This window comes from Amycolatopsis sp. NPDC057786 (genome assembly GCF_042797905.1).
GTDB lineage: Bacteria > Actinomycetota > Actinomycetes > Mycobacteriales > Pseudonocardiaceae > Amycolatopsis.
This window is the reverse complement of sequence record NZ_JBHVKW010000031.1, coordinates 25,003-49,978: the sequence shown is the minus strand read 5'-3', so window position 1 is coordinate 49,978 and position 24,976 is coordinate 25,003. Positions and strand designations below refer to the sequence as shown.

Genomic DNA, 24,976 nt, shown 5'->3' with positions numbered 1-24,976 from the left:
TCACGCCACCCGCATCGGAGTCGCCTGCCGTCCCGGTTCGGGCGCGAGCAGCTCGGCGCGCAAGGCGATCCTCAGGTCCAGCCGTGTCTCCGGGTCGTCGAGCCGGGCGCCGAACAGGACCCGGAGACGGCGCAGGCGGTTGCGGACCGTCTGCGGGTGCACGCCGAGGTTGTCCGCGATCTCGGGTGCCCCACCTCGGGCGGAGAGCATGGCGTCGAGGGTTTCGGCGAGTTTGGCGCGCTCGTTCGCGGGCAGGCCGTCGATCGGGGCCAGGCTGCGCGTGACGAGCGCGGTCGTCAGCACCTCGTCGGCGAAAAGCCAGTGCGTGGTCAGATGGTCCGACCAGCGCACGAGCGGGCCGTCCTCGATCACCTCACGCCGGACCAGCTCGAGCGTCCGGCGCGCCCACCGCAGGGACACCGCGGCTTCCGCCGGCGTCACCGCGGGCCCGACCGCCGCCCGCGTCCCCGCCAGTACGCCGCCGATCTCGACGTCGTCCGGCACGAGCAGGTGCGGATACTCGCCGGTGAGATCGGCCAGCACCTCCGGCCCGAACGGGGCGCGGACCGCGCCCGGCTCCGCGGCGACGGCCACCACCCTGGCGGGCGGCACCCAGCCCGCCTCCGCCGCGAGACCCGCCCATTTCGACGGCGGGCGGCCGCTCAAGATCTCCCTCAGCAGGTCTTGCCGCACTTCGGCGACCGAAGGCGTGTGCGCCGCGCGGTAGGCGGCGGTGGACAGCCGGATCAAGACGTCCGCGCAGCGGAGCAGGGCCTCCACCCCGGTGTCCATCAGGGCCGACCCGGCCCCGGGCTGCCGCGACAGCGAGGCCAGCGCGGGCAGGGCACATCGGCCGGCCGAGTGGTAGGCGCGGGAGAGCCGCTCCAGGTCCTTGCCCGCCGCGTACTCGGCGACGCCGACCTGCCGGAAGGCGTCCGCACCGGCCGCGATGCCCAGGTTCATCCCGTCGTGCTCCAGTACCGAGGCGACGAACTCCGTGGCACGCGCGTCGAACAGCGGCGCGTGCTCGGGCAGCGAGTGCCGGATCCCGTCGACGACCACGCGGGCGATCACGAGGGCGGCGGTGCGGGCTGGGGCGTGGTACGCGGTCAGGGTCATCATCGACCTCCGGAGCAGCGGGAATCGTCGGGGTCGCCGAGTCTGCTACTCCGGAGTAGCGGGGCACATCGGGTGAATTACGTACTCGCGCTTCTCCGGCCTACGCATCACCCGTTCGTGGTGGCTGAAGGGGACTTTCACCGCATGCGATGCGACGAAGGGGCCCTTCACCGCGTTGCATGCGGTGAAGGGCCCCTTCAGCCCCCGGGGCAGGTGCTGGGCCTTACTCGCAAACAGCGCCGTGGGCGGCACTGCGGACGACCTTGGCGTACTTGCCGAGCACCCCGCGCGTGTACGCCGGCGGCTTGGGGGTCCAGCCCTCCTTGCGCGCCTCGATGTCGTCGATCTCGACTTCGAGTGTCCGGTTCGCGACGTCGAGGGTGATCGGATCGCCGTCCCGCACGAACGCGATCGGCCCGGCGTCGACGGCTTCCGGGGCGATGTGGCCGACGCACAGCCCGGTCGTGCCACCGCTGAACCGGCCGTCCGTGATGAGCAGGACGTCCTTCCCGAGCCCGGCGCCCTTGATCGCCCCGGTGATGGCGAGCATCTCCCGCATCCCCGGCCCGCCCTTGGGACCTTCGTACCGGATGACGACGACGTCCCCGGCGACGATCCGGCCTTCCGCGAGCGCGTCGAGTGCGGCTCGTTCGCCGTCGAACACCCGCGCGGTGCCGGTGAACGTCGATTCGTCGAAGCCCGCCGACTTCACGACCGCGCCTTCGGGTGCCAGCGATCCCTTGAGGATGGTCAGCCCGCCGGTCTTGTGGATCGGGCGGTCGAGCGGGCGGATGATCTCGCCATCGATCGCGGCGGGGGCGATGCCTTCGAGGTTCTCGGCCATGGTCTTGCCGGTCACGGTGAGCACGTCGCCGTGCATGAGCCCGGCGTCGAGCAGCGCCTTCATCACCACGGGGATACCGCCGACCTTGTCGACGTCGTTCATCACGTACTTCCCGAACGGCTTCAGGTCGCCGAGGTGCGGGACCTTGTCCCCGATCCGGTTGAAGTCGTCGATGCGCAGATCGACCTCCGCCTCGCGCGCGATCGCGAGCAGGTGGAGGACGGCGTTGGTCGAACCGCCCAGCGCCATCACGACGGCGATGGCGTTCTCGAACGCTTCCATGGTCATGACCTGCCGCGCGGTGATCCCCTGGCGGAGCATCCCGACGACGGCCTCCCCCGACCGGTGGGCGAACCCGTCACGGCGCCGGTCGACGGCGGGCGGAGCGGCCGACCCCGGCAGCGACATGCCGAGCGCCTCGGCGACCGACGCCATCGTGTTGGCGGTGTACATCCCGCCGCAGGCGCCTTCGCCGGGACAGATCGCGCGCTCGATCTTGTCCACCTCGGCGCGGGTGATCTTGCCGGCCAGGCAGGCGCCGACAGCCTCGAACGCGTCGATGATCGTGACGTCCTGGCCGTCCACCTGACCGGGCATGATCGAGCCCGCGTAAAGGAAAACGGAAGCGAGATCGAGCCGCGCCGCCGCCATCAGCATGCCCGGCAGGGATTTGTCGCAGCCCGCCAGCAGCACGGAGCCGTCCAGCCGCTCGGCCATCATCACCGTCTCGACCGAGTCGGCGATCACCTCGCGGGACACCAGCGAGAAGTGCATTCCCTCGTGGCCCATGGAAATGCCGTCGGACACCGAGATCGTGCCGAACTCCAGCGGATAGCCGCCCGCCGCGTGCACGCCGTTCTTGACAGCCTTGGCCAGCCGGTCGAGCGACAGGTTGCAGGGCGTGATCTCGTTCCAGGAGGACGCCACCCCGATCTGCGGTTTGGCGAAGTCGTCGTCGCCCATCCCGACCGCGCGGAGCATGCCGCGGGCCGCCGCACGCTCCAGGCCGTCGGTCACGTCGCGCGAACGAGGTTTCAAATCCGGCTGGTCTTGCGGCATCGGAACACCTTTCTTCGTGGTGGGACACCGCGCACGCTGCCAACCCGGCGCGCCCTGCGCAACTCACCGCTCCGCGGAGCTCCGAGCCGCTGGCTACTGACACGTCGTTCCGATACCTTCGACGGGGAACCCGCACGGACGGAGTCCTGATGTTCGCACTCAAGACCGCTCCCTTCCGGCACAAGGCGGAGGCGATCGCCAAACCGGTCACCCGCTGGAGCATCGGCCACGCCATCCCCCGCGTCGCCCTGCGGGCCGCGGCGCGCCGGGGCGATCTCCAGGGCAGGCTGTCCGTCGAGGCGAGCGGCGGAGCGGATCTGAGCGGACTGTTCGACGAGATCCGCTCGCACGGCGCCATCGCCACCACCCGGGTCGGCCATGTCAGCACCCGGCATTCGGCGTGCAAGGAGGTGCTGACCAGCGACGCGTTCAAGACCGTGCGGTTCGTCCCGGACAACCCGCTGCTCAACCGGCTGGTCGCCTGGTCGTCGTCCGGCCTGATCCATCCGATCGAGCCGCCGTCGCTGCTCGCCAGCGAACCGCCCGACCACACGCGCTACCGGAAGCTGGTCACCCGCGTCTTCACCGCCCGCGCGGTCGAGCAGCTGCGCGAGCGCACGCAGGCGATCGCCGACGAGCTGCTCGACGGCCTCGACCCGGCGAACCCCGTCGATCTCATCGAGCGGTACTGCGGGCTTTTGCCGGTCACCGTGATCAGCCAAATCCTCGGCGTCCCGGCGGAGGAACGCGACAAGGTCCTCGCGCTGGGCGGCGCCGCGGCCCCGAGCCTCGACCTCGGTCTGCCGTGGCGGACCTTCCGCACGGTGGAGGCGACACTGGCCGAGTTCGACTCGTGGCTCACGCTGCATCTGGGGAAACTGCGGAAGAATCCGGGCGACAACCTGCTCAGCAAGCTGATCGCCGCACGCGAGGACGGGGTGGGCCTGACCGAGCGGGAACTCAAGGCCACCGCCGGACTGGTACTGGCGGCCGGCTTCGAAACGACCGTCAACCTCCTCGGCAACGGCATCGCCCTGCTCACCCGGCACCCGGGCGAACTCGCGAAACTGCGGGCGGAACCGGAGCTGTGGAGCAACGCCGTCGACGAGATCCTCCGCTACGACCCGCCGGTTCTGCTCACCGGCAGGCTGTCCGCGCGGGACACCGAGATCGGCGGGACCCGTATCGAGCGCGGCGCGATCGTCACCACCGTGCTCGCGGGCGCCAACCGTGACCCGGAGATCTTCGACGACCCCGCCACCTTCGACGTCGGACGGGTGAACGCGCGGGATCACGTCTCCTTCGGCGCGGGGCGGCACTATTGTCTCGGCGCTTCGCTGGCGCGCATGGAGGGCGAGATCGGGTTGCGGTCGATCTTCGAGCGCTTCCCGGACCTGCGGCCGCTCGACGGGGCGCGACGGCGGGAGACCCGGATCCTGCGCGGCTTCGAAACCCTCCCGGCCGCGCTCGCGTAAAGGGATCGTTTCGTTCACCCTCTCCGCCGCCCCACCACCGGAAGCGCCAACAGCACCAGTGCTCCGCCGATCCACAGCACACTGACGGTGGAGATGGCGTCGACGGCCAAACCACCGAACAGCGCGCCGAGCGCGATGGACAGATTGAACGCCGACACGTACAGCGAGGAAGCCGCCTCGGTCGCTTCCGGTGCGGCGGCGAGGATCCAGGTCTGGAAGGTGACGGGGACGGCGCCGTAGCCCAGTCCCCAGAGGACGAGGATCACGGCGGCCGAGAAGGTGCCGTTGTCGGTCACGGCGAACACGGCCATGGCCGTCGCGAGGACCACGCCGATCCCCCACACGGTCTGCCGCAGGTACCGGTCGATCAGCGCGCCCGCGAGGAAGTTCCCGCAGATGCCGGCGGCTCCGAAGATCAGCAGCACCACACCGATCATGCCGTCGGCGACGCCGTCTTCCTGAAGGATCGGCCGTACGAAGGTGTAGGCGACGAAGTGACCGGTGATGACCAGGAAGGTCATCGCGATCCCCACGCGGACGGCGGCGTGCGAACGGAACACGCGCGGCAGATCCGCGAAGGTGATCGTCTGGTCCGGCTCCACCTTCGGCATCAGGAAGACCATGCAGGCCAAGGAAATCAGGCCGAGGATGCCCACGGCCGCGAAGGCCGTGCGCCAGCCGCCGAGGTCGCCGAGCAGCGTACCGGCGGGCACGCCCAGCACGGACGCCGTCTCGACCCCGCCGAAGATCACGGCGGTGGCGCGCGCGACGTGGTGTTTCGGCACCAGGCGCAATGCGATACCACCGGCGAGGGCCCAGAAACCGCCGACACTGATCCCGATCAGGAAGCGGGCGACGAGAACGAGGGCGAAGCCGGTGGCGAACGCGGAAGCCAGGTTGGCCGCGCCCACGAGACCGACCAGCACCGCCAGCACCAGCCGCCGATCGGTCTTGCCGATGGCCACGGTCACCAGTGGCGCCGAAATCGCGGCGACCAGACCGGGCACGGTGACCATCAGTCCCGCCGTTCCCGGGGAGACGTCCAAGGCCGAGCCGATCGGCGTGAGCAGACCGACGGGCAGCAGTTCGGAGGTCATCAGGGCGAAGATGCCCAGTGTCACGGCCAGGACGGCGAGCCAGCCCTTGACCGGTGAATGGCTCCTGGGCAGGGTTTCGGCGGCGGTCACGAGAGGAACCTTTCGAGATCGAGGGCGATGGCCGCGCGCGAGCGGCCATCGCCCTTGGTGTGCGGGGAGCGGTTATTCGGTGCCCGGCGTCTTGCGGGTGGTCACGTTCATCCGGTTCCAGGCGTTGACCGTGAAGATCAGCGCGATGAGCTGGGCGAGCTCCGTGTCCTCGAAGTGCAGAGCCGCCTGGTCGTACACCTCGTCCGAAACCCCTTGTGGCAGCAAGGTCACGGCGTCGGTGAGGGCGAGCGCCGCACGCTCCTTCGCGGTGTAGAGGCTGGACTCTTCCCAAGCGATCAGCTGATTGACGCGCTCTTCGGTTTCGCCCGCCTTGCGCGCGTCGCCGGTGTGGTAGTCGATGCAGTACGCGCACCTGTTGAGCTGGGACGCGCGAATCTGCACGAGTTCGAGAAGGACCGGATCCAGCCCGGCACGGGCCGCGGCGTCCAGGGCCAGTACGGCCTTGAAGACCCGCGGGGCGACGCGGGAGAAATCCATCCGCTCGGGAATGTGAACTGTGGTCATGCCAAGGACACTAGAAGCGCAAGTGGCCCACGGTATGGTGCATTCCCGTGGAGATTTCATGGGTCAATCACCGTCAGCCCGAGGGGCCGTGATGGACCGGGGCAGCGATCTGCATCTGGAGCTCGCCGGCGGCGGGAGCCTGCGGTTCCGGCTGATGCGGGCCTTGCGTGAAGCGATCCGGTCCGAACGGCTCGCGCCCGGCACCCGGCTGCCGCCCTATCGCGCCCTCGCCGCCGACCTGGGCGTCGCTCGCAACACCGTCGCCGACGCGTACGCGGAGCTGGCCGAAGAAGGCTGGCTCATCACCCGCCAAGGGTCGGGAACGCGCGTCGCGCATCGCGCCACCCCGCTGGAACCCGGCCGTTCACGAGGTCCGGCGCGCCCGGCTTCACGCCGCGTGCTCCACGACCTGACGCCCAGTTCCCCGGACGCCTCCGCCTTCCCACGCTCGGCCTGGGCGGCTTCGGCCAGGCGGGCGCTCGCGAGCGCTCCCAACGAGGCCTTCGGCGCCGGCGACCCCCGCGGCAGACCGGAATTGCGGGCGGCGCTGGTGGAGTATCTGGCGCGGACCAGAGGGGTACGCACGGAACCGGACCGGATCGTGGTCTGCTCCGGATTCGCGCATGGGCTGAGCCTCGTACGCCGGGTCCTGCGCGGCCCTGTCGCCGTGGAGTCGTACGGACTCGAGTTCCACCGATCGTTGCTCGAAGAAGCCGGACTCAAAACGGTGCCGTTGACGGTGGACTCCCACGGAGCACGCGTCGAGGAGCTCCACCGCACCGGCGCGGACGCCGCCCTGCTGACACCCGCCCACCAATACCCGATGGGAGGTGCCCTGCGTCCGGAGCGCCGGGCAGCGGTCATCGACTGGGCACGCGCGACCGGAGGCTTGCTCCTCGAAGACGATTACGACGGCGAGTTCCGTTACGACCGCGAGCCGACCGGCGCCGTGCAGGGTCTCGACCCCGATCACGTCGTGTATTTCGGTTCGGCGAGCAAGAGCCTCTCCCCCGCGCTCAGGCTCGGCTGGCTGGCCGTGCCCGGCTGGCTGGCGGACGAGGTCGTCGCCGCCAAAGGACCGCGGGAGATCTGGTCGGGCGTCGTCGATCAGCTCACCCTCGCCGACTTCCTCACCTGCGGCGCCTACGACCGGCACCTGCGCCGGATGCGGAAGGTCTATCGGCACCGTCGCGACCTGCTCACGACCACACTCGCCGAACGCGCCCCGCACATCACGGTCGGCGGAATCGCCGCGGGGCTGCACGCCGTGCTCGAACTGCCCGCCGGTACCGAAGAAGCCGCGCTGCGCGCCGCACGGCGCCAAGAGCTCGCACTCGACGGCCTCGCCGCCTATCCGCATCCGGACAGCACGATGCCCCGGCGCGAGGGCTTGGTCATCGGGTACGGCACTCCACCCGAACACGCCTTCGGTGCCGCGCTGGACGCCCTCTGCCTCGCCTTGCCTGACCGGTGAAGACCCGCCGCACGTCCACAAAGGACGAACAAATCCGTTCGCGACCCCGTTCAGCGCGCGCGCGTCCTCACCGAAGACGTCGGCCGTCACGAAAGGGGCACGGTGGCACCCGTCGACGTGGACCCGAGGACCCTCGCCGACCGACCTCGCCGCGATCATTGCCCGGCAGCATCGTATCGCTTATCGTATATGAAATTCACCCCCGATGCTGCGAGGTGACCCCCGTGACCACCGCCACCGCCGACCCGACCACCACCACGGTCGCGCGAGATTTCACCGATTTCCGCACGGTGGTGTCGCAATCCTTCGTGCCGCTGCACGTGACGAGCGAGCACCGGGACCACTTCCGCGGCCGCATCCGCTCCTGCGGCGCGGACGACGTCCAGCTGACCGAGGTGACCGCGTCCGCGCACGTGGTCGAACGGACGCCCGAGCTCATCGCCAGGGCGGACCGGCACTACTACAAGCTGAGCCTGATCCTGTCCGGCACCGGCCTCCTGGTGCAGGACAACCGCGAGGCGATGCTCCGCCCCGGAGACGTGGCGCTGTACGACACGCACCGGCCGTACACCTTGGCCTTCGAAGAGGATTTCCGCACGCTCGTGGTGATGTTCCCGCAGCGGCTCATCGACCTCCCCCGCGACCTGGTCGGCCAGCTGACCGCGGTGCCCATGTCGGGCAAGCGGGGCATGGGCAACGTGGTGGTGCCGTTCCTCGCGCAACTCGGCAGCAACCTCGACCAGCTCGGCGGGCCGGCGGGCGTCCGGCTCGCGCATACGGCGGTCGATCTGCTCGCGACGCTGTTCGCCAGCGAGCTGGACCTCGCCCGCGCGACCGCCGGGCCGCACCACGAGCTGATGCGCCGCGTGCTCGCCTACATCGACTCGAACCTCTCCTCCACCGACCTCGGCCCGGCGCAGATCGCCGCCGAGCACTACATCTCCACCCGGCATCTGCACGGCCTCTTCCACGAACAGGGCACGACCGTCTCGGGCTGGATCCGCACCCGGCGGCTCGAACACTGCCGCCGCGAATTGCTCGACCCCGTGCACCTTTCCCGGCCCGTCGCGGCCATCGCGGCGAAGTGGGGTTTCGTCGACGCGCCGCATTTCAGCCGGGTGTTCAAGACGGAATTCGGCTGCTCGCCGAGCGAACTGCGCCGCGGCTTGACCGTGAGCGACCGGTTGTTGCCGCCCAGCGCGTGACAGCTGGCCTCGCCGGTGCGGTCGCCTCGACGATGACCGCATGCCCGAAGCACCCGAGGAACAGTGGCGCACCTATGACGAGTTCGCCGCCGGAATAGCCACCTACCGCCTGCCGAACGCGGACCTGTCGGGACGCGAGCTCACCGTCACCCTCGACGACGGAAAGACGCTCGCGCTGCGGTTCGAAGACGCTGAAACCGTCACCTGCAACGGCATCAAGGATCCGTACGACGCGGTCGCCGTCCGGGAAGACGTTTTCTTCGTCAATCTCCCACACACCAGCGTCGAAGGTGAAGCGCTCACCGTCGTCTTCTCCACGACGACGCATCGCGCGCTCGCCGTGCGCTCGGTCATCGGCGCCGAGGACGTCGAAGGCGTTCCCCGTGTCTCCCAGACGTTCTGGTCCGGCACGACCGACGCCGGCACGCCGACCGGCGAGGTACCGGGACCGTCGCGCGACCTGATCGGCAAGCGCAACATCTACCGCTACAGTCCCGAACACCTCTACGAGCACGTGTACGTGTCCTCGCAACGCTATGCCTGGCAATGCCTCGAAGGTGTGCAGCGCGGTCACGGGGACATGGACCTGTCGACGGTGTGGAAGTTCCAGGACGGGCTCTACCTGTTCTGTTTCCGCGAATTCCGCATCGCCGTGGCCAGTGTGTGGCTGCACGACCTCGGCTACGCGCTGAAGACCACCGGAGTCTTCCTCGGCCTGACCGGCGACGGCCGGTCGGAACACTCCCGCGCGGGCGGGCACATCTACCCACTCGGCGCGGTCGCCTATCCCGACGCGCAACCGGTTTAAGGAGTCCCAGTGTCCAATCTAGACATCATCGCCGCGCACTACGCCGCGAGCGACCGGGGCGATCTGGCGGGCATGCTGGCCCCGCTCGGTCCCGGGACCACCTGGACGGAGGCGGCCGGGTTCCCTTACGCCGGCACCTACACCGGCCCCGAAGAAGTCCGGGAGAAGGTCTTCGGCGCGATCGCGAAGGACTGGGACGGCTACACCTTCACGCTCGGCGACCTTTTCGACGCCGGTGACGCGGTGATCGGCATCGGGACCTACGAGGGCAAGCACCGTGAGACCGGTCGCTCGTTCACCGCCCGCGTCGCGCACGTGTGGAAGTTCGACGGCGGCAAGGTCACTTCGTTCGAGCAGATCGTCGACTCCGTGCCCGTCGCCGAAGCCATGGGGAACCGGTGAAACCCGCGCGGCGCCTCGCCGCCCTCGCCGCCGCGGTCCTGCTCGCGACCGCGGGCTGCGCCGGCTCCGAAAGCGGTTCGAGCGGGCCGATCGTGGTCGGCTCGGTCAACGCGCTGAGCGGCGCGGCGACGTTCCCCGAAGCCTCCCAGGCGGCCAAGGCGGTCTTCGACGCGGCCAACGCGACCGGTGGCGTGAACGGCAGACAGATCCAGTACAAGGCCCTCGACGACAAGGGCGACCCGGCGGCCGCCGCCGCCGCGGCCCGCGAGGTCGTCGGCCGGGACGAGGCGGTGGCGCTCGTCGGCTCGTCCAGCCTCATCGAGTGCGAGATCAACAACAAGTACTACGAACAGCAGAAGATCCTGTCCATGCAGGGTATCGGCGTGGACCCGGCGTGTTTCTCCAGCCCGAACATCGCCCCGGTCAACGTCGGCCCATACCACGACATGACGCTGACCCTGCTCTACGGCTCGGAAACGCTGAAGCTGAACGACATCTGCGCGCTACTGGAGATCGCGGGCAACACGCTGCCGTCGTACCAGGCGGCGATCGACGAGTGGTCGGCCATCACCGGCAAGAAGCTCAAGTACCTCGACGCGACCGTGCCCTACGGCGGTTCGGATTACACGTCCTACATCGTCAAGGCGCGCAACGCCGGATGCAAGGCGATCACGGTGAACCCGGTCGAGCCGGATTCCATCGGCCAGCTCAAGGCCGCCGCGGCGCAGGGCTGGAACGACGTCACGTGGCTGCTGCTCACCAGCGTCTACAGCGAGAACTACGCCAAGGCCATCACCAACGCGGGCGCCGGGGTGTACGTGCCCGCCGAGTTCTACCCGTTCACCGACGCGACCAGCCCGCAGAACAAGGACTGGCGCGAACTGATGACCAAGAACAACATCCCGCTGACCTCGTTCAGCCAGGGCGGTTACCTGGCGGCGAAGTACTTCCTCGACGTCATCCGCGGGATCCAGGGTGACATCACCCGCGAATCGGTGACCAAGGCACTGCGCGAGATGAAGCCGATCACCGACCCGATGGTCGGTACGCCGTACGTCTTCGGCCCCGGCCAGACGCACCACGACAACACCGCGGGCTGGCCCATCAAGCTCGCCTCCGGCACCAACAAATGGGAACTCGTCGCCGACGACTGGCTGCGGATTCCCAAGAAGTAACGGGAGGATTCGATGCTGCAGGGAGCGCTGGCAGGCTTGGCCGCCGGCGGACTGTACGCGGTGTTGGCGGTGTGCCTGACGCTGATGTCGCGCCTGGTGCGGGTGGTGAACTTCGCCCAGTCCGCCACCGGGATGTTCGGCTGCTACGTGGCGGTGTTCCTGTCCGTCCACGCGGGACTGCCGACGTGGCTGGCCACGGTGGCGGGAATCCTGCTCGGCGGGCTGCTCAGCGCGCTGCTCGGCTGGATCGTGTCCACCTGGCTCGCCGAGGCGGACACCGGCACCCGATCGGCGGTCACCGTGGCGGTGCTGCTCCTGCTGATCTCGTTGTCGTTCATCCTGTTCGGCAACAAACCTCAGCCGTTCCACCCGATCCTGGACGGTCCGGCGGTCACCGTCGGCGGCGTGGTGATCAGCCAGGTCACCGTGGTCACGGTCGCGCTGGCCGTCCTCGTGGCGGTGGCCAGCCGGATCGTGCTGAGCCGGACGTCGGCGGGTGTCCAGCTCAGGGCCCTGTCGGAACGCCCGACGACGGCGGAATTGCTGGGCATCCCGGCGAAACGGCTCAGCATCGCGGTCTGGGCGGTCACCGGGGTGGTCAGCACACTGGTGATCTCGATCGTGGCGCCGTCGCAGTCCAACGACGCGACGTCGCTGGCGATGCTCGTGGTCCCCGCGGCCGCGGCCGCCCTGCTCGGCGGGTTCCGCCGTCTCGACCTCGCGGTCGCCGGCGGGCTGGGCCTCGGCCTGATCCAGGGCGCGGCCGCGCAGGTCGACGGACTTTCGGTCGTGCGGTACTTCCTGCCGTTCGCAGTCATCGTCGCGCTGCTGCTCTGGTCGCAGCGCAGGGAGGTGTGGGATGCGGCTCGCTGAACGCGGGATTCCGTTCGCGGTCGCCATCGTGGCGATCGCCGTGGGCTACGGCCTGAGCGTCGGACTCGACGGGTACTTCGTCTATCTCGGCATGAGCGCCGTCGTCGCCGGGATCTCCCTGCTCGGGCTGGGCGTCGTCACCGGCAGCGCGGGCATGATCTCCCTGTGCCAGCTGACCTTCGGCGCCGTCGGTGCGTGGACGGTGTCAGCGTTGAACGAGGCACAGGCGCCCGGCGGATTCCTGGTCTGGCTGCTGCTCGGCGGCCTCGTCGCCGGACTGGTCGGGATCCTCGTCGGGCTCCCCGCGCTGCGGCTGCGCGGGATCAACCTCGCCGTCGTCACGCTGGGGCTCGCCGCGGCGGCCGACCTCGCGCTCGTCCAGCTCCAGTTCCCCGGCGTCTCCGGCGGGATCTCCGTCGAACGGCCGGACGCCTTCTCCGACGACCGGTCCTATTTCCAGCTCGCCGTCGTCGTGCTGGTGCTGTGCTGCCTCGCCGTGTATTTCCTGCGCCGCGGGCGCTGGGGCAGCGCCTGGCAGGCGGTGGCGTTCTCCGAACGCGGCACGGCGGCCGCCGGGACGAGCGTGCGGACGTCGAAGCTGACCGCGTTCGCGGTGAGCGCCACCCTCGGCGGCATCAGCGGCGGCCTGCTCACCGGGCAGGTCGGGCTCGCCTTCCCGGCGAGCTTCACCGCGATCCAGTCGCTGGCGTTGTACGTGCTGGCGATCATGTCGGGCGCGCATCTGATCGACATGGCCGTGTTCGGCGCGATCCTGTGGGTCGGGGTGCCGGAACTGCTGAAGCGCTGGGGAATCCCTCAGGACTGGGGTTTCGTGGTGTTCGGCGTGCTCGGCGTCCAGGCGCTGGCCGGCGGCGGGAATCTGGGCACCACGGTGCGCCAGGTGTGGTATCGGCGTGCCAAGAAGGAACCGGCGAAACTCGACCTCGCCGCCAAGACCGCGAACATCGAGTCCACAGCGCCTGGCCCACCGGTGCTCACCGTACGCGGGCTGAGCGTGAACTTCGGGCACGTGGCCGCACTGTCCTCAGTGGACATCGCGGTCCCGGAACACGGGGTGCTCGGCGTCATCGGGCCGAACGGCGCGGGCAAGTCGACGCTGGTCGACGCGATCAGCGGCTTCCTGCCGAACGCCGAGGGCTCCGTCGAACTCGGCGGCAGCCCGCTCACCGGGTCGCCGTCCAACCGGGCCCGCGCCGGGTTGCGCCGGACGTTCCAGCAGGACCGTGTCCCGCCGGGGCTGACGGTCGGGGCGTACCTCAAGTTCCTCGCCAGGCGGCGGCTCACCGCCGACGAGATCGGCGAGGCGCTGGACTTCTTCGGCTGCCCGGCCGCCCGCACACCACTGTCGCAAGTGGACGTTGGGGCGCGCAGGCTGGTCGAGGTCGTCGGACATCTGCTGGCGCGGCCGCGGGTCCTGCTGCTCGACGAGCCGGCCGCGGGACTTCCACACGAAGAACACATCGCGTTCGGGGAACGGCTTCGGCAGGTCCCGGCGCGATTCGGGGTGTCGGTGCTGCTCATCGAGCACGATCTCGACCTGGTGCGCTCGGTCTGCGACACGATCACCGTCCTGGACTTCGGCCGCGTGCTGGCGTCCGGCCCCCAGGCCGAGGTGCTCGCAGATCCCGCCGTGCTCAAGGCGTACATGGGTGAAACGGAGCTGTTGTGAACGCTTTGCGGATAGCCGGGCTGACCGTCACCCGCGGGGCCGGGCCGGTGATCCGGGACGTCGACCTGACCCTGGAGCCGGGCCGGATCACCGCGCTCGTCGGCCCGAACGGTGCCGGGAAGACCAGCCTGCTGGAGGCCGTCTCCGGCGTGGTGCCCGCCTCGGCCGGGACCGTCCACATCGGATCCGACGAGATCACGAAGCAGTCGCGGGTCTCCCGCGCGCGACGGGGTCTGGCGCATATCGAGCAGGGGCGCGCGGTGTTCGGGGGCCTGACCGTGCTGGAGAACCTGATGCTGACCGCGCGCACCCGCGCGCGGGCCGACGAACTGTTCGAGTTGTTCCCCGAACTCGAGAAACGCCGCGACTCGCCGGCCGCGCTGCTCAGCGGCGGCGAACAGCAGATGGTGGTGCTGGCCCGCGCGTTCGCCGCGCGGCCGTCGTTCCTGCTGATCGACGAGATGTCGCTCGGCCTGGCGCCCGTGGTGTTCACGCGGCTGCTGCCGATGGTGACCCGGTTCGCCGAGGAGGGCGCGGCGATCCTGCTGGTCGAGCAGTTCACGCACCTCGCGCTCGGCGTGGCGAGCGACGCGCTGGTGGTGTCTTCGGGGCAGGTCACCTATGCGGGTTCGGCGCAGGAGTTGCTGGACTCGCCCGGCACCCTGCACTCGGCCTACCTCGGGGAACCCTGACCGTTCGGAAGTCCGTGAAGGCCTCCTTCACTACCTTGAAGGTGAGGAAGGAGGCTTCACGGACCCGGTACGTATCCGCGCGCTATCGCAATGTCGATACCGTCCCGAACCGGGACAGGTCGTGCGGCGCCAAAGCTATGGACCAGCCCAGCGTTTGCCCGGTTTTCGCGTCGATGGTCAACGTCAGCACGTTGCCCCTTGGCGCCTTGCTACCCCGGGGGACCTTCGCGGCATGCCCGACGAAATCACCGGTCATCTGCACGAAGTACGCGGGGTCGTCGGAGGTCGTCCGGCTACCGTCCAGACTGGAAAGAGCCTGCCTACCGGTCGCGACGTATTCGATGTTCCTGGGGTTCGGCTCGCCGTTCTGGCTCGCCAGCTTCCTGGCCGCCGCCAGCAGGCCGGCCGGTGTCGGCGACGTCGCTTCCCTGTTCTCTGTCATCGTGCCCACTTCGTTCACGCACGGCTTGTGTGTTCCGGCGACGACATTCTTTCCGTTCGTATAACCGAAAAAGAGGTCGGGCCGGTCGTTCTCGATGTAGGTGGGGGCAGTGTGCCACACATTGCCGGTGTCCTGGTACTGAAAGTTCGTCGACGCACCGGCGATCCGGGCACCCGGCGTAGTCACCTCCAGTCCATTGTCCGCTCGCCCACCATAGGCCCCGTTACCCTCGGACACCGCGACCCGGTCGCCGTCCTGGTGAACTTCCCAGTCGCCGCTGCCGGGCACCCATTTGAACGTCACATTCTCGAACTCGTTCGTACGCGCGGGCTTGATGTAACTCTCGCGATACGGAGACCCGGGGCGCGAGTCCGCCCAGTACCAGAGAAAACCCTTCTCTCGCCCAGGCGAAGCGTAGAGTGTTCCGGCGGTCATTCCCGCTTCCACCCAGGTGTCCTGCTTCGGGTCATTAAGGTTCGTGAGGATCCACATCTCCCAATTCGCGAACTCGTTGTCCCGGTCGTCTACGTGCAAACATCCGACTCCGAGGTCCGCGCCGACGCATTCATCCACAAGGGTTCCGCTTGGGATCCGATGACCCCGACAGAGTAGCAATGATCCGTCGCCGTGCATTGCGGTGCGCTGTCCGCCTGCGCCGCCGCGGCGCCGAGAATCGATGCCGTCAGCATCAGCCCTGACACTCCGACCACCGAAAGCACATTTACACGTCTGTCTACCACGAGTTCCCCATCTCGATAGGTGTCCAGAATGTACCGGGGGCGCGAATTCCCGCAGCTGACCTTCATTCGCCGGGCGTGAAACCGCAGACCGGGTGGTGAACCGACAGTGTTCTTCCTTGGCTCCGACCAACTCAGTGGCATGCACGGCGCGATAGCGAATCGGTGGCACAAGACGCCGGCGCCAACGAAATCGTGAAGCGCGTGATGGCCCCCTTCCTTGCACCAGGCGCAAGGAAGGGGCCATCATGTACCTCGCGCCCTAAGAACCCATCCCCGCCCGTTCGAAGGCCAAAGTCGGGAGATCGACGGCGTGCGCGCCGCCGTCCGCCACGATCACCGCGCCGGTGATGTACGACGACTCCGAAGACCCCAGGAACCGCACGATCGACGCGATCTCCTCCGGTTCGGCGGGACGGCGCAGCGGGACCTCGGCGGTGACGCGCCGGTAGCCCTCGTCGTGGCCGCCGTCGAAACCCGCCGCCTCGGCGAACTGGTCCATTTCGCCGTCCGCCATCGGGGTCCGCACCCAGCCGGGGCAGACCGCGTTCGCGCGGACGCCCTTCGGCCCGTAGTCACGGGCGATCGAGCGTGTCAGGCCGATCAGCGCGTGCTTCGCGACCGTGTAGCCGGCGACGTTCGGCCCGGCGAACAACCCCGCCAGCGACGACACGATGACCACCTGACCGCCGGTTTCGACCAGCGTGGGCAGCGTGGCCCGGCAGAACACGAAGGCGCTGGACAGGTTCGAGCGCAGCGCCAGTTCCCATTCCTCGTCGCCGGTGTCGACCACCGAGGACAGGCCGTGCCCGCCGGCGTTGGCCACGACGACGTCCAGCCTGCCGAACTTGCCGACGATCTCCGCCGCGGCGTTCTCGGCGGCTTCGCGGACGCTGGCGTCGCAAGCGATGACGTGCGCGCCGGTTTCGGCGGCCACCTTCTCCAGCGGTTCGAGCCGCCGTCCGAGCACCACCACCTGTGCGCCCTCATCGGCGTACCGGCGGGCCACCGCGGCGCCGATACCGGTACCGCCACCCGTGATCGCGACAACCTTCTTCACTTGCGGAGTCCTTTCTAAGCGGGAAAACCGGAGCGGGCCGAGACGCCGAAGTCGGCGAGCACGGCCTGGCCGTTGACCGCCCGCGAGCGCGCGGACGCGAGGTGGAGCACCTGCCAGGCGACCTCTTCGGGAGCCTGCACCGGGAAAGCCGGATCGTCGAGTACGTCGCCGAGATCGCCGCGCGCCATCGGGGTGTCGACCACCGACGGGCAGACGCAGTTCACCCGGACACCGGGAAGATCGACGGCGAGAGCCCTGGTCATCGCGACCACGGCGCCCTTCGAAGCGCAGTACGGGACCATGCCGGGCGCGCTGGTGAACGCCGAGTCGCTGGCCAGCAGCACGACCGAGCCACCCGACGCGGTGAGCCACGGCGCCGCGTGTTTGACCAGCAGGAACTGGCCGGTGACGTTGACGGCCATGAGCGCGGCGAAATCCGCCGCCGTGGTTTCGGTGACCGAGGTGCCCACCGGTCCGGAAATCCCCGCGCAGCCGACCACGACGTCGAGTCCACCGAACCGGCTCGCCATGGTGCCGACGGCGGCCGCCATCGACGGCTCGTCGGTCACGTCGGCGTGGATCGCCAGCAGGCCGTCGGCCAGCGTGGGCACGGGAGCCCGGTCGAGGGCGCCGACCCGCGCGCCCTCGGCGAGGAACGCCTGGACGCAGGCAAGGCCGATACCGGATGCCGCGCCGGTCACCAGCACGGCCTTGCCCGCGAGCTCCAGTCCCATGGCGCCATCCTCCGGTCCGGATCATTCACGGAGGTTGGCCGTCAGTGCACCCTTCTTGTCGGCAGCCGCATGACGGCCTTTTCAGCCGGAGGTGGACCGGCAAGACTGCGAACCATGACCAGGCCGCATCCACTCGACCCGCTGACCGCCGACGAACTCACCGCAGGCCGCGAGATCCTGGCCGCCGAAGGCCTGCTCGCCGCGACCACGCGATTCCCGGCCGTGCTGCCGGTGGAGCCCGAGAAAGGCGACGCCGCCCCCGACCGCCGTGTCCAGTACACGCTGCTGAACACCGCGACCGGCGAGGCGCGAGACGTGGTCGTTTCGCTGGCCAAGCGCGAAGTCGTCTCCAACGAGGACTGCGGCCCAGGTCAGCCCGCGTATCTGTTCGAGGAGTACGACCTCGCCGCGTCGATCACCAAGGCCTCGCCGGAGTGGCAGGCCGCGATGGAGCGGCGCGGGCTCGGCGACCGGATCGAGCACGCCTTCTGCGCTCCCCTGGCGCCCGGCTTCTTCGGCAGGCCCGACGAGACCGGCCGGGTCATCCGCTCGCTGACGTTCCTGCGCGACGACGCGTCCGACAGCCCGTGGGCGCATCCGGTCGAAGGCCTGATCGTGCACATCGACCTGACCGGGCAGCGCATCATCCGGGTGGAGGACGAAGGCGACGTGCCCGTGCCACCTGAGCACGGTCGCTACGACGGTGTCCCGGCCCGCACCACCCTCAAGCCGATCGAGATCACCCAGCCGGAGGGGCCGAGCTTCACCGTCGACGGCAACGAGGTCACCTGGGAGGGCTGGAAACTCCGGGTCGGCTTCAACGCCCGCGAGGGCCTCACGCTGCATCAGATCAGCTTCCAGGACCGGTCGGTGCTGCACCGCGCGTCGGTACCGGAGATGGTGGTGCCCTACGGCGACACCGCGCCCGGACGGTTCTGGATCAGCTACTTCGACGCGGGCGAGTACCTGCTCGGCAAGAACGGCAACGACCTGCGGCTGGGCTGCGACTGCCTCGGCGTCATCCACTACTTCCCCGCGTTCGTCGCCGACGACCACGGCCATCCGGTCGAGATCCCCCGCGCGATCTGCATGCACGAGGAGGATTACGGGATCCTCTGGAAGCACACGGATCTCGACGGCCGCGCCGAGGTCCGCCGCTCCCGACGGCTGGTGATCTCGTCGATCTCCACCATCGGCAACTACGACTACGGCTTCTTCTGGTACCTCTACCTCGACGGCACCGTGGAACTGGAGGCGAAGGCCACCGGCATCGTGTTCGCCGGAGCCGCGCACCCCGGCACGGATCATCCGCACGCCAACGAGATCGCGCCCGGCCTGTTCGCGCCGGTGCACCAGCACCTGTTCTGTGCCCGGCTGGACGTGGCGATCGACGGCGAACGCAACTCGCTCGTCGAGGTCGACGTCGAACGGGTGCCCATGGGCGAGCAGAACCCGTACGGGAACGCGTTCACCTGGAAGGAGACACCGCTGCGCACCGAACAGGAGGCGCGGCGGCTAGCGGATCCGGCCAAGGCGCGGGTCTGGGAGATCCGCAGCGCGGGGCGGACCAACCGGCTCGGCTCGCCGACGGCGTACCAGCTCGTGCCGCGGCCGTCCGCGACCCTGATGGCGCAGCCGGAATCGACCGTCCACCAGCGGGCGACGTTCGCAACCCGTCATCTGTGGGCGACGCCGTACCGCGCGGACGAACGTTTCCCGGCAGGCGACCGTCCGAACGCGCATCCGGGCGGAGCGGGCCTGCCGGCCTGGACGGCAGCCGACCGCGACCTCGTCGACACCGATCTCGTGCTGTGGCACGTGTTCGGCCCGACCCATGTCCCGCGTCCGGAGGACTGGCCGGTCATGCCGGTCGACTACTCCGGTTTCTCCTTGCGCCCTTACGGCTTCCTGGACCGGAACCCGGCCCTCGACCTGCCTTCCGGCGCCGCCGCCGATCACTGTTCCGCCCACGAGCACTAGGACTCCCACGATGCCCGAACTGACCCTGTCCGACACGTCCACCTGGCTGCCGCTGGACGGTCTGGCCCCCGGTTTCGACGCGAACAAGGCGCCCACGGTCGGCGACCTGCACGGCCGCGCCTTCGAACTCGCCTGTGAAGACGGCACCAGGTTCACCGCGGCCTTCTCCGGCACCCGCATCGAGTGGACCTACCACGGCACGGGCACCGACCGCTGCGAGACGTTCCTGGTCGACGACGACCTGTACTACGTCCAGTTCCACCCGCAGGCCAGGCAGGACGAGGCGTTCACCTTGCTGCTGGACCTGCGCCGCGGCCGCGCCCTCCTGGTGCTGAGCAAGATCGGCGACACTTCGCCCCGCGTCACGCAGTCCTTCGTGGCCGCCACGGTCGGCGGCATCGAGCCGACCGGGGAACCGCTCGCCCCGACCACATCGCTGGTCGGGCGCCGGGTGCTGTGGGTGTACAGCACCGAACACGCCTACGAGCACGTGTACCTCAGCCCGCACTGGTACACGTGGCAGTGCCTCGCCGGCCCCGAGAGGGGGCTCGCGGACACCGACGAGAACTCGGTCTACGAGCTGCGGCCGGGTATCTACGTCTTCGCCTGGCGGGAGAAGGTGATCCCGTGCGCCTCGGTGACCGTCGCCGACCACCGTGACGCGAAGCGCCTTCGCTCGCACGGTGTCCTTTTCGGACTCGACGCCACCGGGAGCACTCCGACCCATTTCACCTTCGGCGCGCACGGCAGGCTGCTGAGCACCACCGTGCACCCCGAGGCCTACGACCCGGCCGGGAGCTGAACCTTGACCGTCGACATCGTCCTCACCAACGCCACCGTGTACACAGTGGACGGTGGCAGACCCTGGGCATCGTCGCTGGCGATCAAGGATGGCAAGGTGCTGTCCCTGGAGGACATCGAACGCGGGCCGAATACCGAGGTCGTCGACCTCGAAGGCGCGTTCGTGATGCCCGGTCTGGTCGACGTGCACAACCACCACGCCCTCGCGGGGCGCTCGGCCCTCTTCGAGCTGAACTTCGGCCTCGACGCCGGACTGGACGACATCCTCGCCGCGGTCCGCGCGAGGGCTGCAGAGCTCGGGCCGGACGAGTGGGTGGTCGGCGGCGCCTGGGCGTCCACTTTGGTCAGCACGCTTTCGCGGGTTTCGGCCCGGCTCGCGCTCGACGAGGCCGCCGGCGGACGCCCGGTCATGCTGTCGGACGACAGCAGGCACAACCGCTGGGTGAGCAGCCGGGCACTGGAGCTGGCGGGCGTCACCGCGTCGACGCCCGATCCGGCGGGCGGGGAGATCGTCCGCGACCCCTCGACCGGTGAGCCGGTCGGCGTCCTGCTCGAGGCGGCGGGCGTCGCCGTCGAACGAGCCCTCAGCGAGACACGGACACTCACCGCGGAGCAGCACGTCGCGGCGTCACGGCACGGGATCGGCACGCTGCACTCGTACGGGGTCACCGCGTTCCAGGACGCCGGTGTCTCCGCGGACATCCTGGGCGCCCTCAAGGCGCTCGACGACGCGGGCGAGTTGCACGCCTGGGTCGTTTCGTCGCTGCTGATCAACGACCCGATCTTCGGTTTCGACCCGATCGGGGCGCCGTTGCTGGAGGTGGCCGGGCAGTACCGGAGCGAGCATCACCGGCCGGACTTCGTGAAGATCTTCCTCGACGGTGTCCCGCCGACGCGGACCGCCGCGTTCCTGGAGCCGTATCTGCCGGACGCCGCGCACGGGGCCTGCCATCACGGCGCCACCACCATGCCGGGTGAAGAACTCGTCGGCTGGTTGCGCACGGCGGCCGCGGCGGGGCTCTCGGCCAAGGTCCACTGCACCGGGGACGCGTCGGTGCGCGCGACGCTGGACGCCGTCGAGAAGGTGCGCGCCGAGGGCTTCACCGAAGCGCGGTTCCAGGTCGCGCACGGCCAGTTCGTCCATCCCGACGACCTCCCCCGCTTCGCCGCGCTGGGCGTCGCCGCGGACATCTCGCCGTTCCTGTGGGTCCCGGGCGTCATCCCGGCCGCCATCGCCGAGGTCCTGCCCGGCGAGCGGGCCGGGCGGATGCAGCCGAACCGGTCGCTGCTCGACGAGGGCGCGCTGGTCGCGGGCGGTTCGGACTGGCCGGTCAGCGAGTCCCCGAACGCGTGGGAGGGCATCCACGGCCTCGTCACCCGCCAGGATCCGACCGGCGCGTTCCCCGGCGCGCTGTGGCCGGAGCAGGCGATCACCCTGGACGAGGCGATCGAGGTCTTCACCCTGGCCGCCGCCCGCGCGATGGGGCTCGGCGACGTCACCGGCTCGCTGGTCCCCGGGAAGTCGGCGGATTTCGTCGTTCTGGACCGCGATCCGTTCCGAACCGACCCGTCCGCGCTCGTCAAGACAAAGGTGACGCAAACGTGGTTCGCCGGGCGGCGCGTGTATCACCGCGTCTGATCTCCTACACTGGTAGAAGAACCAGTGCGGGAGGTCTGCCGATGCCGAAGATCATCGACCACGACGAGCGGCGTAGCCATATCGTCGACGTCACCTGGGATTTGATCACCCAGGGCGGGATCGAGGCCGCCACCATGCGCGAAATCGCGGCCGCCGCCGGCTTCGCGAACGGCGCGCTCAAGCTGTACTTCCCCAGCAAGGAAGACATCATCCAGGCCACCTACGAACGCGCGCTCGGCATGATGCGCGAGTACGTGGAGCTGGACGAGTTGCGCGGGCTGACCGCGCTCCGCGAGCTGTGCGTCTCGTCGATGCCGATCGACGAGGACCGCATCGCCGCGGGGCGTGTCCTGCTCACCTTCTGGCAGCTGTCGCTGACCAACCCGAAACTGCAGGACAAGTACCTCGAGCACATCCGCTCGTGGCGGGGGCTGCTGCACCGGTATCTCACCGAAGGCCGGGAAGACGGCGACATCGTCACCGAGACCCCCGACGAGCAGCTGGTCGACGAGGTCGTGCTGATCAACGCCGGGGCGAACGTGATGAGCCTGGTCGCCGGGGAGTTCTCGACGATCGCTTTGCAGCGGCAGCACCTCGAGTCGTTCTTCGAGCGCCTCACCCGCCCCTGAAGGGCGCTTTCCCCGCATCTGACGCCGTGAAGGCCTCCTTCCCTACCTTCAGGGTAGTGAAGGAGGCCTTCACGGACTTCCGCCCGCACAACCGAACTCGCGTGATCAGAGGCGAAACTCGCGTGATTGGACGCGGAACTCGCGTGACTGGAGGCGGAACTCTCGCCACCAGCTGTCATCCGCCCCCAAACACGCGAGTTCCGGCCCCACACACACGAGTGACGACTCGCCTACCGATGGCGAAAACCTCCACGAGGACGTTGCGAAAGTGGCCTTCGCAACGTGCCGGCGCCCGGCGATACCGCATTCAGAGGACTAAACGCGGCAGTCGAAGGTCCGGGTCAGGAAGCTCGCCACGTGCCGGTGCGAGCGCGGCGAGGCCGGAAGATCCGTGTGGAGCCCATAGAACCCGTGGATCTGCCCCGAGTACCGCGTCATCTCGACGTGGGTCCCCGCGTCGGCCAGCCGCCGCGCGAACTCTTCCCCTTCGTCCCGCAGGACGTCGTACTCGGCCGTGAGCACGAGCGCCGGCGGGAGACCCGTCAGGTCGTCGGCGCGCAGCGGCAGCAGGTACGGGTCGTTCAGCTGCGCCGGATCGGACACGTACTGCTCGAAGAAGAACCGCATCGCCCCGGCGGTCATGCCGAAGCCCTCGGCGAAGTCCACATAGGACCGGAACCCGTCGTCCGGATGGCCGTACACCGGGCAGATCAGCACCTGCGCGGCCAACGGCGGGCCACCACGGTCACGGGACATCATCGAGACCACCGTCGACAGGTTGCCGCCCGCGCTTTCCCCACCGACCGCGATCCGCGCGGAGTCGACCGAAGGACCCCCGCCGCCCGCGGCGAGCCATTCGACGACGGCGTAGCAGTCGTCCGGGGCCGCCGGGTACGGATGCTCGGGCGCGAGCCGGTAGTCGACCGCGACGACGGCGACCTTCGCCGCGTTGCACACCGCCCGCGACGCGACTTCGTTCTCGTCGATCGAGCCGATCGTCCACCCGCCGCCGTGGATCCAGACGAACGCGGGCACCGGCCCCGCGACCTCGGGCAGATAGATCCGCACCCGCACACCGGACGGCAGGACGTGCTCGGCCACCGATCCGACCTCTTCGACCGACTCGGGGCGTCGCCAGGAAGCGGCGAAAGCGGCTCGCAGCTCGGGAGCCGTCAGCGGCCCGGCCGGCGCCTCCGACGGGGCGCTGCGGGCGAGCAGTTCCTTGACCGCGGGATCGAGGGTCACGGTCACACCGCTTCCGCGACCAGCACCCGCGGGCTGCCCGGCAGCGCGAGCCGGTCGGTGACCCGCCAGCCCGCCGCGCTCAGCCAGCCTCGGACCTCGGCCTCCGGGTAGACGACCGTCCCGTCGATCACCAGATACTCTCCCGCGTGCAACGCGTCGATCGGGCGCTGGACCTCGTCGTCGTCGAGGAAGAAGTCGAGCACCAGCAGTGCCGCTCCCGGCGCGGCGGCGGCGCGAGCGTTACGCAGGATCTCCGCGTTCTGCTTCGCGTCGAACCGGTGGACGACGTGGTTGACCATCACCAGGTCGAACTCGCCTTCCGGCCGCGCGGTGGGCGTCTCCGCCCCGACGACGGTCGCGCGGTCCGCCAAGCCCGCCTCGGCCGCCGCGGTGGTAACCGACTCGGTGAAGCCCGGGTCGAAGACGAACGTGGTGTGCAGTTCGTCGTTGAGCTTCATGGCTTCGACCGCGAACGCGCTGGAGAGACCGCCGAGGTCCAGCGCCTTGCGATGCGAGCCGAAATCGTAAGCGCCGGCCAGCATCTTGGCGTGCAGGGCGTTATACGTCATGACTCCCGCCATGAACGTGCCCCAGCGCGCGTCGTCCATCTCCAGTTTCCCGGGCTCACCGCTGTCGGCCGTGTGACCGAACTGCAGCCAATGCGGGTAGCTGATCGAGTCCAGGAACGTCAGGAACGGCGCCAGATCGAGGTCGCCGCCACCGAGATACTCCGCCGCGTCGGCGCCGAGCTCGTACCGTCCGTCCACACGGGACAGTAGACCGAGTGATGACATGGCGTCACCGAGGATGCGGGTGATCTTCTCCGGTTTGCCGATCTTCCCCGCCAGTTCCGCGGCCGTCAACGGCCCGTCGGAGAGCGCGGTGAACAGGCCGATCCGGCTCGCCGCGAAGAGTTGCTTTGCCGCCATGTAGCCCACGGCGATGTCCACGATCCGCTCGGGACCGGCAGTCTTGGTCGACCCGCTCACGGGTGCCTCCTCAGCTCGTTTCCATCGAGAGTCTACAGACGTAGACAAAAGAATCCAGTGCAAGTTTTCGCCCGCTGCCAGGGAAAACCTGCCGGATATCAACTTCCTACATTCGTAGAATATACCCATTGACAGCGCACTCGCCCAGTGTCAACATGCGTAGAACCACCCCCGCCGGAGGCCCGTTCCCCG

At 69.2% G+C, this 24,976-nt stretch carries 22 protein-coding genes; 13 read left to right on the top strand and 9 right to left on the bottom strand.

The window, feature by feature from the left end:
- Together ACFVM3_RS18380 and ilvD are read right to left on the bottom strand one after the other, a co-directional pair.
- The gene (locus tag ACFVM3_RS18380) at positions 1-1,122 is read right to left on the bottom strand and encodes a helix-turn-helix domain-containing protein (RefSeq protein WP_378440047.1); all 1,122 of its coding nucleotides are present in this window, start codon (positions 1,120-1,122) and stop codon (positions 1-3) included.
- A 220-nt stretch (positions 1,123-1,342) separates the two neighbouring features.
- Entirely contained in the window at positions 1,343-3,022 is a 1,680-nt protein-coding gene (ilvD, locus tag ACFVM3_RS18375) for a dihydroxy-acid dehydratase (protein ID WP_378440045.1), read from the bottom strand.
- A 149-nt stretch (positions 3,023-3,171) separates the two neighbouring features.
- On the opposite strand from ilvD, the gene ACFVM3_RS18370 reads away from it, so the two are divergent.
- A complete protein-coding gene (locus ACFVM3_RS18370; protein WP_378440043.1) occupies positions 3,172-4,497 on the top strand; it encodes a cytochrome P450 in 1,326 nt (441 codons plus the stop codon).
- A 14-nt stretch (positions 4,498-4,511) separates the two neighbouring features.
- Here ACFVM3_RS18370 and ACFVM3_RS18365 read toward each other — a convergent pair whose 3' ends face one another.
- Positions 4,512-5,684, bottom strand: a complete 1,173-nt coding sequence (locus ACFVM3_RS18365; protein WP_378440041.1) for an MFS transporter — start codon at positions 5,682-5,684, stop codon at positions 4,512-4,514.
- 72 nt (positions 5,685-5,756) lie between these two features.
- A complete protein-coding gene (locus ACFVM3_RS18360; RefSeq protein ID WP_378440039.1) occupies positions 5,757-6,209 on the bottom strand; it encodes a carboxymuconolactone decarboxylase family protein in 453 nt (150 codons plus the stop codon).
- Positions 6,210-6,300: 91 nt separating this feature from the next.
- On the opposite strand from ACFVM3_RS18360, the gene ACFVM3_RS18355 reads away from it, so the two are divergent.
- The 8 genes from ACFVM3_RS18355 to ACFVM3_RS18320 all read left to right on the top strand — a co-directional run bounded on the left by ACFVM3_RS18355 (position 6,301) and on the right by ACFVM3_RS18320 (position 14,528).
- Positions 6,301-7,683 (top strand): PLP-dependent aminotransferase family protein, encoded by a 1,383-nt coding sequence (locus tag ACFVM3_RS18355; protein ID WP_378440037.1) that lies wholly within the window; start codon positions 6,301-6,303, stop codon positions 7,681-7,683.
- A gap of 224 nt (positions 7,684-7,907) precedes the next feature.
- Entirely contained in the window at positions 7,908-8,888 is a 981-nt protein-coding gene (locus ACFVM3_RS18350; RefSeq protein ID WP_378440035.1) for a helix-turn-helix domain-containing protein, read from the top strand.
- Between the two features lie 40 nt (positions 8,889-8,928).
- A complete protein-coding gene (locus tag ACFVM3_RS18345) occupies positions 8,929-9,696 on the top strand; it encodes a MoaF C-terminal domain-containing protein (protein ID WP_192744583.1) in 768 nt (255 codons plus the stop codon).
- Positions 9,697-9,705: 9 nt separating this feature from the next.
- On the top strand, positions 9,706-10,098 hold the full coding sequence (locus tag ACFVM3_RS18340) for a nuclear transport factor 2 family protein (RefSeq protein ID WP_378440033.1): 393 nt from the start codon (positions 9,706-9,708) through the stop codon (positions 10,096-10,098).
- On the top strand, positions 10,095-11,273 hold the full coding sequence (locus tag ACFVM3_RS18335) for an ABC transporter substrate-binding protein (RefSeq protein WP_378440031.1): 1,179 nt from the start codon (positions 10,095-10,097) through the stop codon (positions 11,271-11,273). Before ACFVM3_RS18340 ends, ACFVM3_RS18335 begins: the two co-directional genes overlap by 4 nt.
- Before the next feature lie 12 nt (positions 11,274-11,285).
- Positions 11,286-12,146 carry a branched-chain amino acid ABC transporter permease gene (locus ACFVM3_RS18330; protein WP_378440029.1) on the top strand — a complete coding sequence of 287 codons (861 nt, stop codon included), beginning with the start codon at positions 11,286-11,288 and terminating at the stop codon, positions 12,144-12,146.
- Positions 12,133-13,836, top strand: a complete 1,704-nt coding sequence (locus ACFVM3_RS18325; RefSeq protein ID WP_378440027.1) for an ATP-binding cassette domain-containing protein — start codon at positions 12,133-12,135, stop codon at positions 13,834-13,836. The genes ACFVM3_RS18330 and ACFVM3_RS18325 overlap by 14 nt, the downstream gene beginning before the upstream one ends.
- A complete protein-coding gene (locus ACFVM3_RS18320; protein ID WP_378440025.1) occupies positions 13,833-14,528 on the top strand; it encodes an ABC transporter ATP-binding protein in 696 nt (231 codons plus the stop codon). The genes ACFVM3_RS18325 and ACFVM3_RS18320 overlap by 4 nt, the downstream gene beginning before the upstream one ends.
- Positions 14,529-14,610: 82 nt before the next feature.
- Here the strand turns inward: ACFVM3_RS18320 and ACFVM3_RS18315 are convergent, their stop codons facing one another.
- The 3 genes from ACFVM3_RS18315 to ACFVM3_RS18305 form a co-directional block, all read right to left on the bottom strand.
- Entirely contained in the window at positions 14,611-15,504 is an 894-nt protein-coding gene (locus tag ACFVM3_RS18315) for a hypothetical protein (protein ID WP_378440023.1), read from the bottom strand.
- Positions 15,505-15,969: 465 nt separating this feature from the next.
- A complete protein-coding gene (locus ACFVM3_RS18310; RefSeq protein WP_378440021.1) occupies positions 15,970-16,767 on the bottom strand; it encodes an SDR family NAD(P)-dependent oxidoreductase in 798 nt (265 codons plus the stop codon).
- 14 nt (positions 16,768-16,781) lie between these two features.
- Entirely contained in the window at positions 16,782-17,501 is a 720-nt protein-coding gene (locus ACFVM3_RS18305; protein WP_378440019.1) for an SDR family NAD(P)-dependent oxidoreductase, read from the bottom strand.
- Positions 17,502-17,615: 114 nt separating this feature from the next.
- Between ACFVM3_RS18305 and ACFVM3_RS18300 the strand changes: the two genes are divergently transcribed.
- Genes ACFVM3_RS18300 through ACFVM3_RS18285 form a run of 4 tightly spaced genes read left to right on the top strand, consistent with a single transcriptional unit; the run spans position 17,616 to position 22,550 of the window.
- Entirely contained in the window at positions 17,616-19,481 is a 1,866-nt protein-coding gene (locus ACFVM3_RS18300) for a primary-amine oxidase (protein ID WP_378440017.1), read from the top strand.
- Positions 19,482-19,491: 10 nt separating this feature from the next.
- On the top strand, positions 19,492-20,283 hold the full coding sequence (locus tag ACFVM3_RS18295; protein ID WP_378440015.1) for a molybdenum cofactor biosynthesis F family protein: 792 nt from the start codon (positions 19,492-19,494) through the stop codon (positions 20,281-20,283).
- Positions 20,284-20,286: 3 nt separating this feature from the next.
- Positions 20,287-21,921 (top strand): amidohydrolase, encoded by a 1,635-nt coding sequence (locus tag ACFVM3_RS18290; protein WP_378440013.1) that lies wholly within the window; start codon positions 20,287-20,289, stop codon positions 21,919-21,921.
- Positions 21,922-21,962: 41 nt separating this feature from the next.
- Positions 21,963-22,550 (top strand): TetR/AcrR family transcriptional regulator, encoded by a 588-nt coding sequence (locus tag ACFVM3_RS18285; RefSeq protein ID WP_034306161.1) that lies wholly within the window; start codon positions 21,963-21,965, stop codon positions 22,548-22,550.
- A 315-nt stretch (positions 22,551-22,865) separates the two neighbouring features.
- Here the strand turns inward: ACFVM3_RS18285 and ACFVM3_RS18280 are convergent, their stop codons facing one another.
- Complete coding sequence (locus tag ACFVM3_RS18280; protein WP_378440011.1) at positions 22,866-23,801, bottom strand: alpha/beta hydrolase; 936 nt, start codon at positions 23,799-23,801, stop codon at positions 22,866-22,868.
- Positions 23,798-24,784: a methyltransferase dimerization domain-containing protein gene (locus ACFVM3_RS18275; protein ID WP_378440009.1), complete on the bottom strand. Its 987-nt coding sequence runs from the start codon at positions 24,782-24,784 to the stop codon at positions 23,798-23,800. The genes ACFVM3_RS18280 and ACFVM3_RS18275 overlap by 4 nt, the downstream gene beginning before the upstream one ends.
- Between the last annotated feature and the right edge of the window lie 192 nt (positions 24,785-24,976).

Excerpts from the sequence above, each read along its gene's own strand:
- ACFVM3_RS18380 (WP_378440047.1), bottom strand. The coding sequence starts at position 1,122 with ATGATGACCCTGACCGCGTACCACGCCCCAGCCCGCACCGCCGCCCTC.
- ilvD (WP_378440045.1), bottom strand. The coding sequence starts at position 3,022 with ATGCCGCAAGACCAGCCGGATTTGAAACCTCGTTCGCGCGACGTGACC.
- ACFVM3_RS18370 (WP_378440043.1), top strand. The coding sequence starts at position 3,172 with ATGTTCGCACTCAAGACCGCTCCCTTCCGGCACAAGGCGGAGGCGATC.
- ACFVM3_RS18360 (WP_378440039.1), bottom strand. The coding sequence starts at position 6,209 with ATGACCACAGTTCACATTCCCGAGCGGATGGATTTCTCCCGCGTCGCC.
- ACFVM3_RS18355 (WP_378440037.1), top strand. The coding sequence starts at position 6,301 with ATGGACCGGGGCAGCGATCTGCATCTGGAGCTCGCCGGCGGCGGGAGC.
- ACFVM3_RS18345 (WP_192744583.1), top strand. The coding sequence starts at position 8,929 with ATGCCCGAAGCACCCGAGGAACAGTGGCGCACCTATGACGAGTTCGCC.
- ACFVM3_RS18330 (WP_378440029.1), top strand. The coding sequence starts at position 11,286 with ATGCTGCAGGGAGCGCTGGCAGGCTTGGCCGCCGGCGGACTGTACGCG.
- ACFVM3_RS18325 (WP_378440027.1), top strand. The coding sequence starts at position 12,133 with ATGCGGCTCGCTGAACGCGGGATTCCGTTCGCGGTCGCCATCGTGGCG.
- ACFVM3_RS18305 (WP_378440019.1), bottom strand. The coding sequence starts at position 17,501 with ATGGGACTGGAGCTCGCGGGCAAGGCCGTGCTGGTGACCGGCGCGGCA.
- ACFVM3_RS18300 (WP_378440017.1), top strand. The coding sequence starts at position 17,616 with ATGACCAGGCCGCATCCACTCGACCCGCTGACCGCCGACGAACTCACC.
- ACFVM3_RS18295 (WP_378440015.1), top strand. The coding sequence starts at position 19,492 with ATGCCCGAACTGACCCTGTCCGACACGTCCACCTGGCTGCCGCTGGAC.
- ACFVM3_RS18285 (WP_034306161.1), top strand. The coding sequence starts at position 21,963 with ATGCCGAAGATCATCGACCACGACGAGCGGCGTAGCCATATCGTCGAC.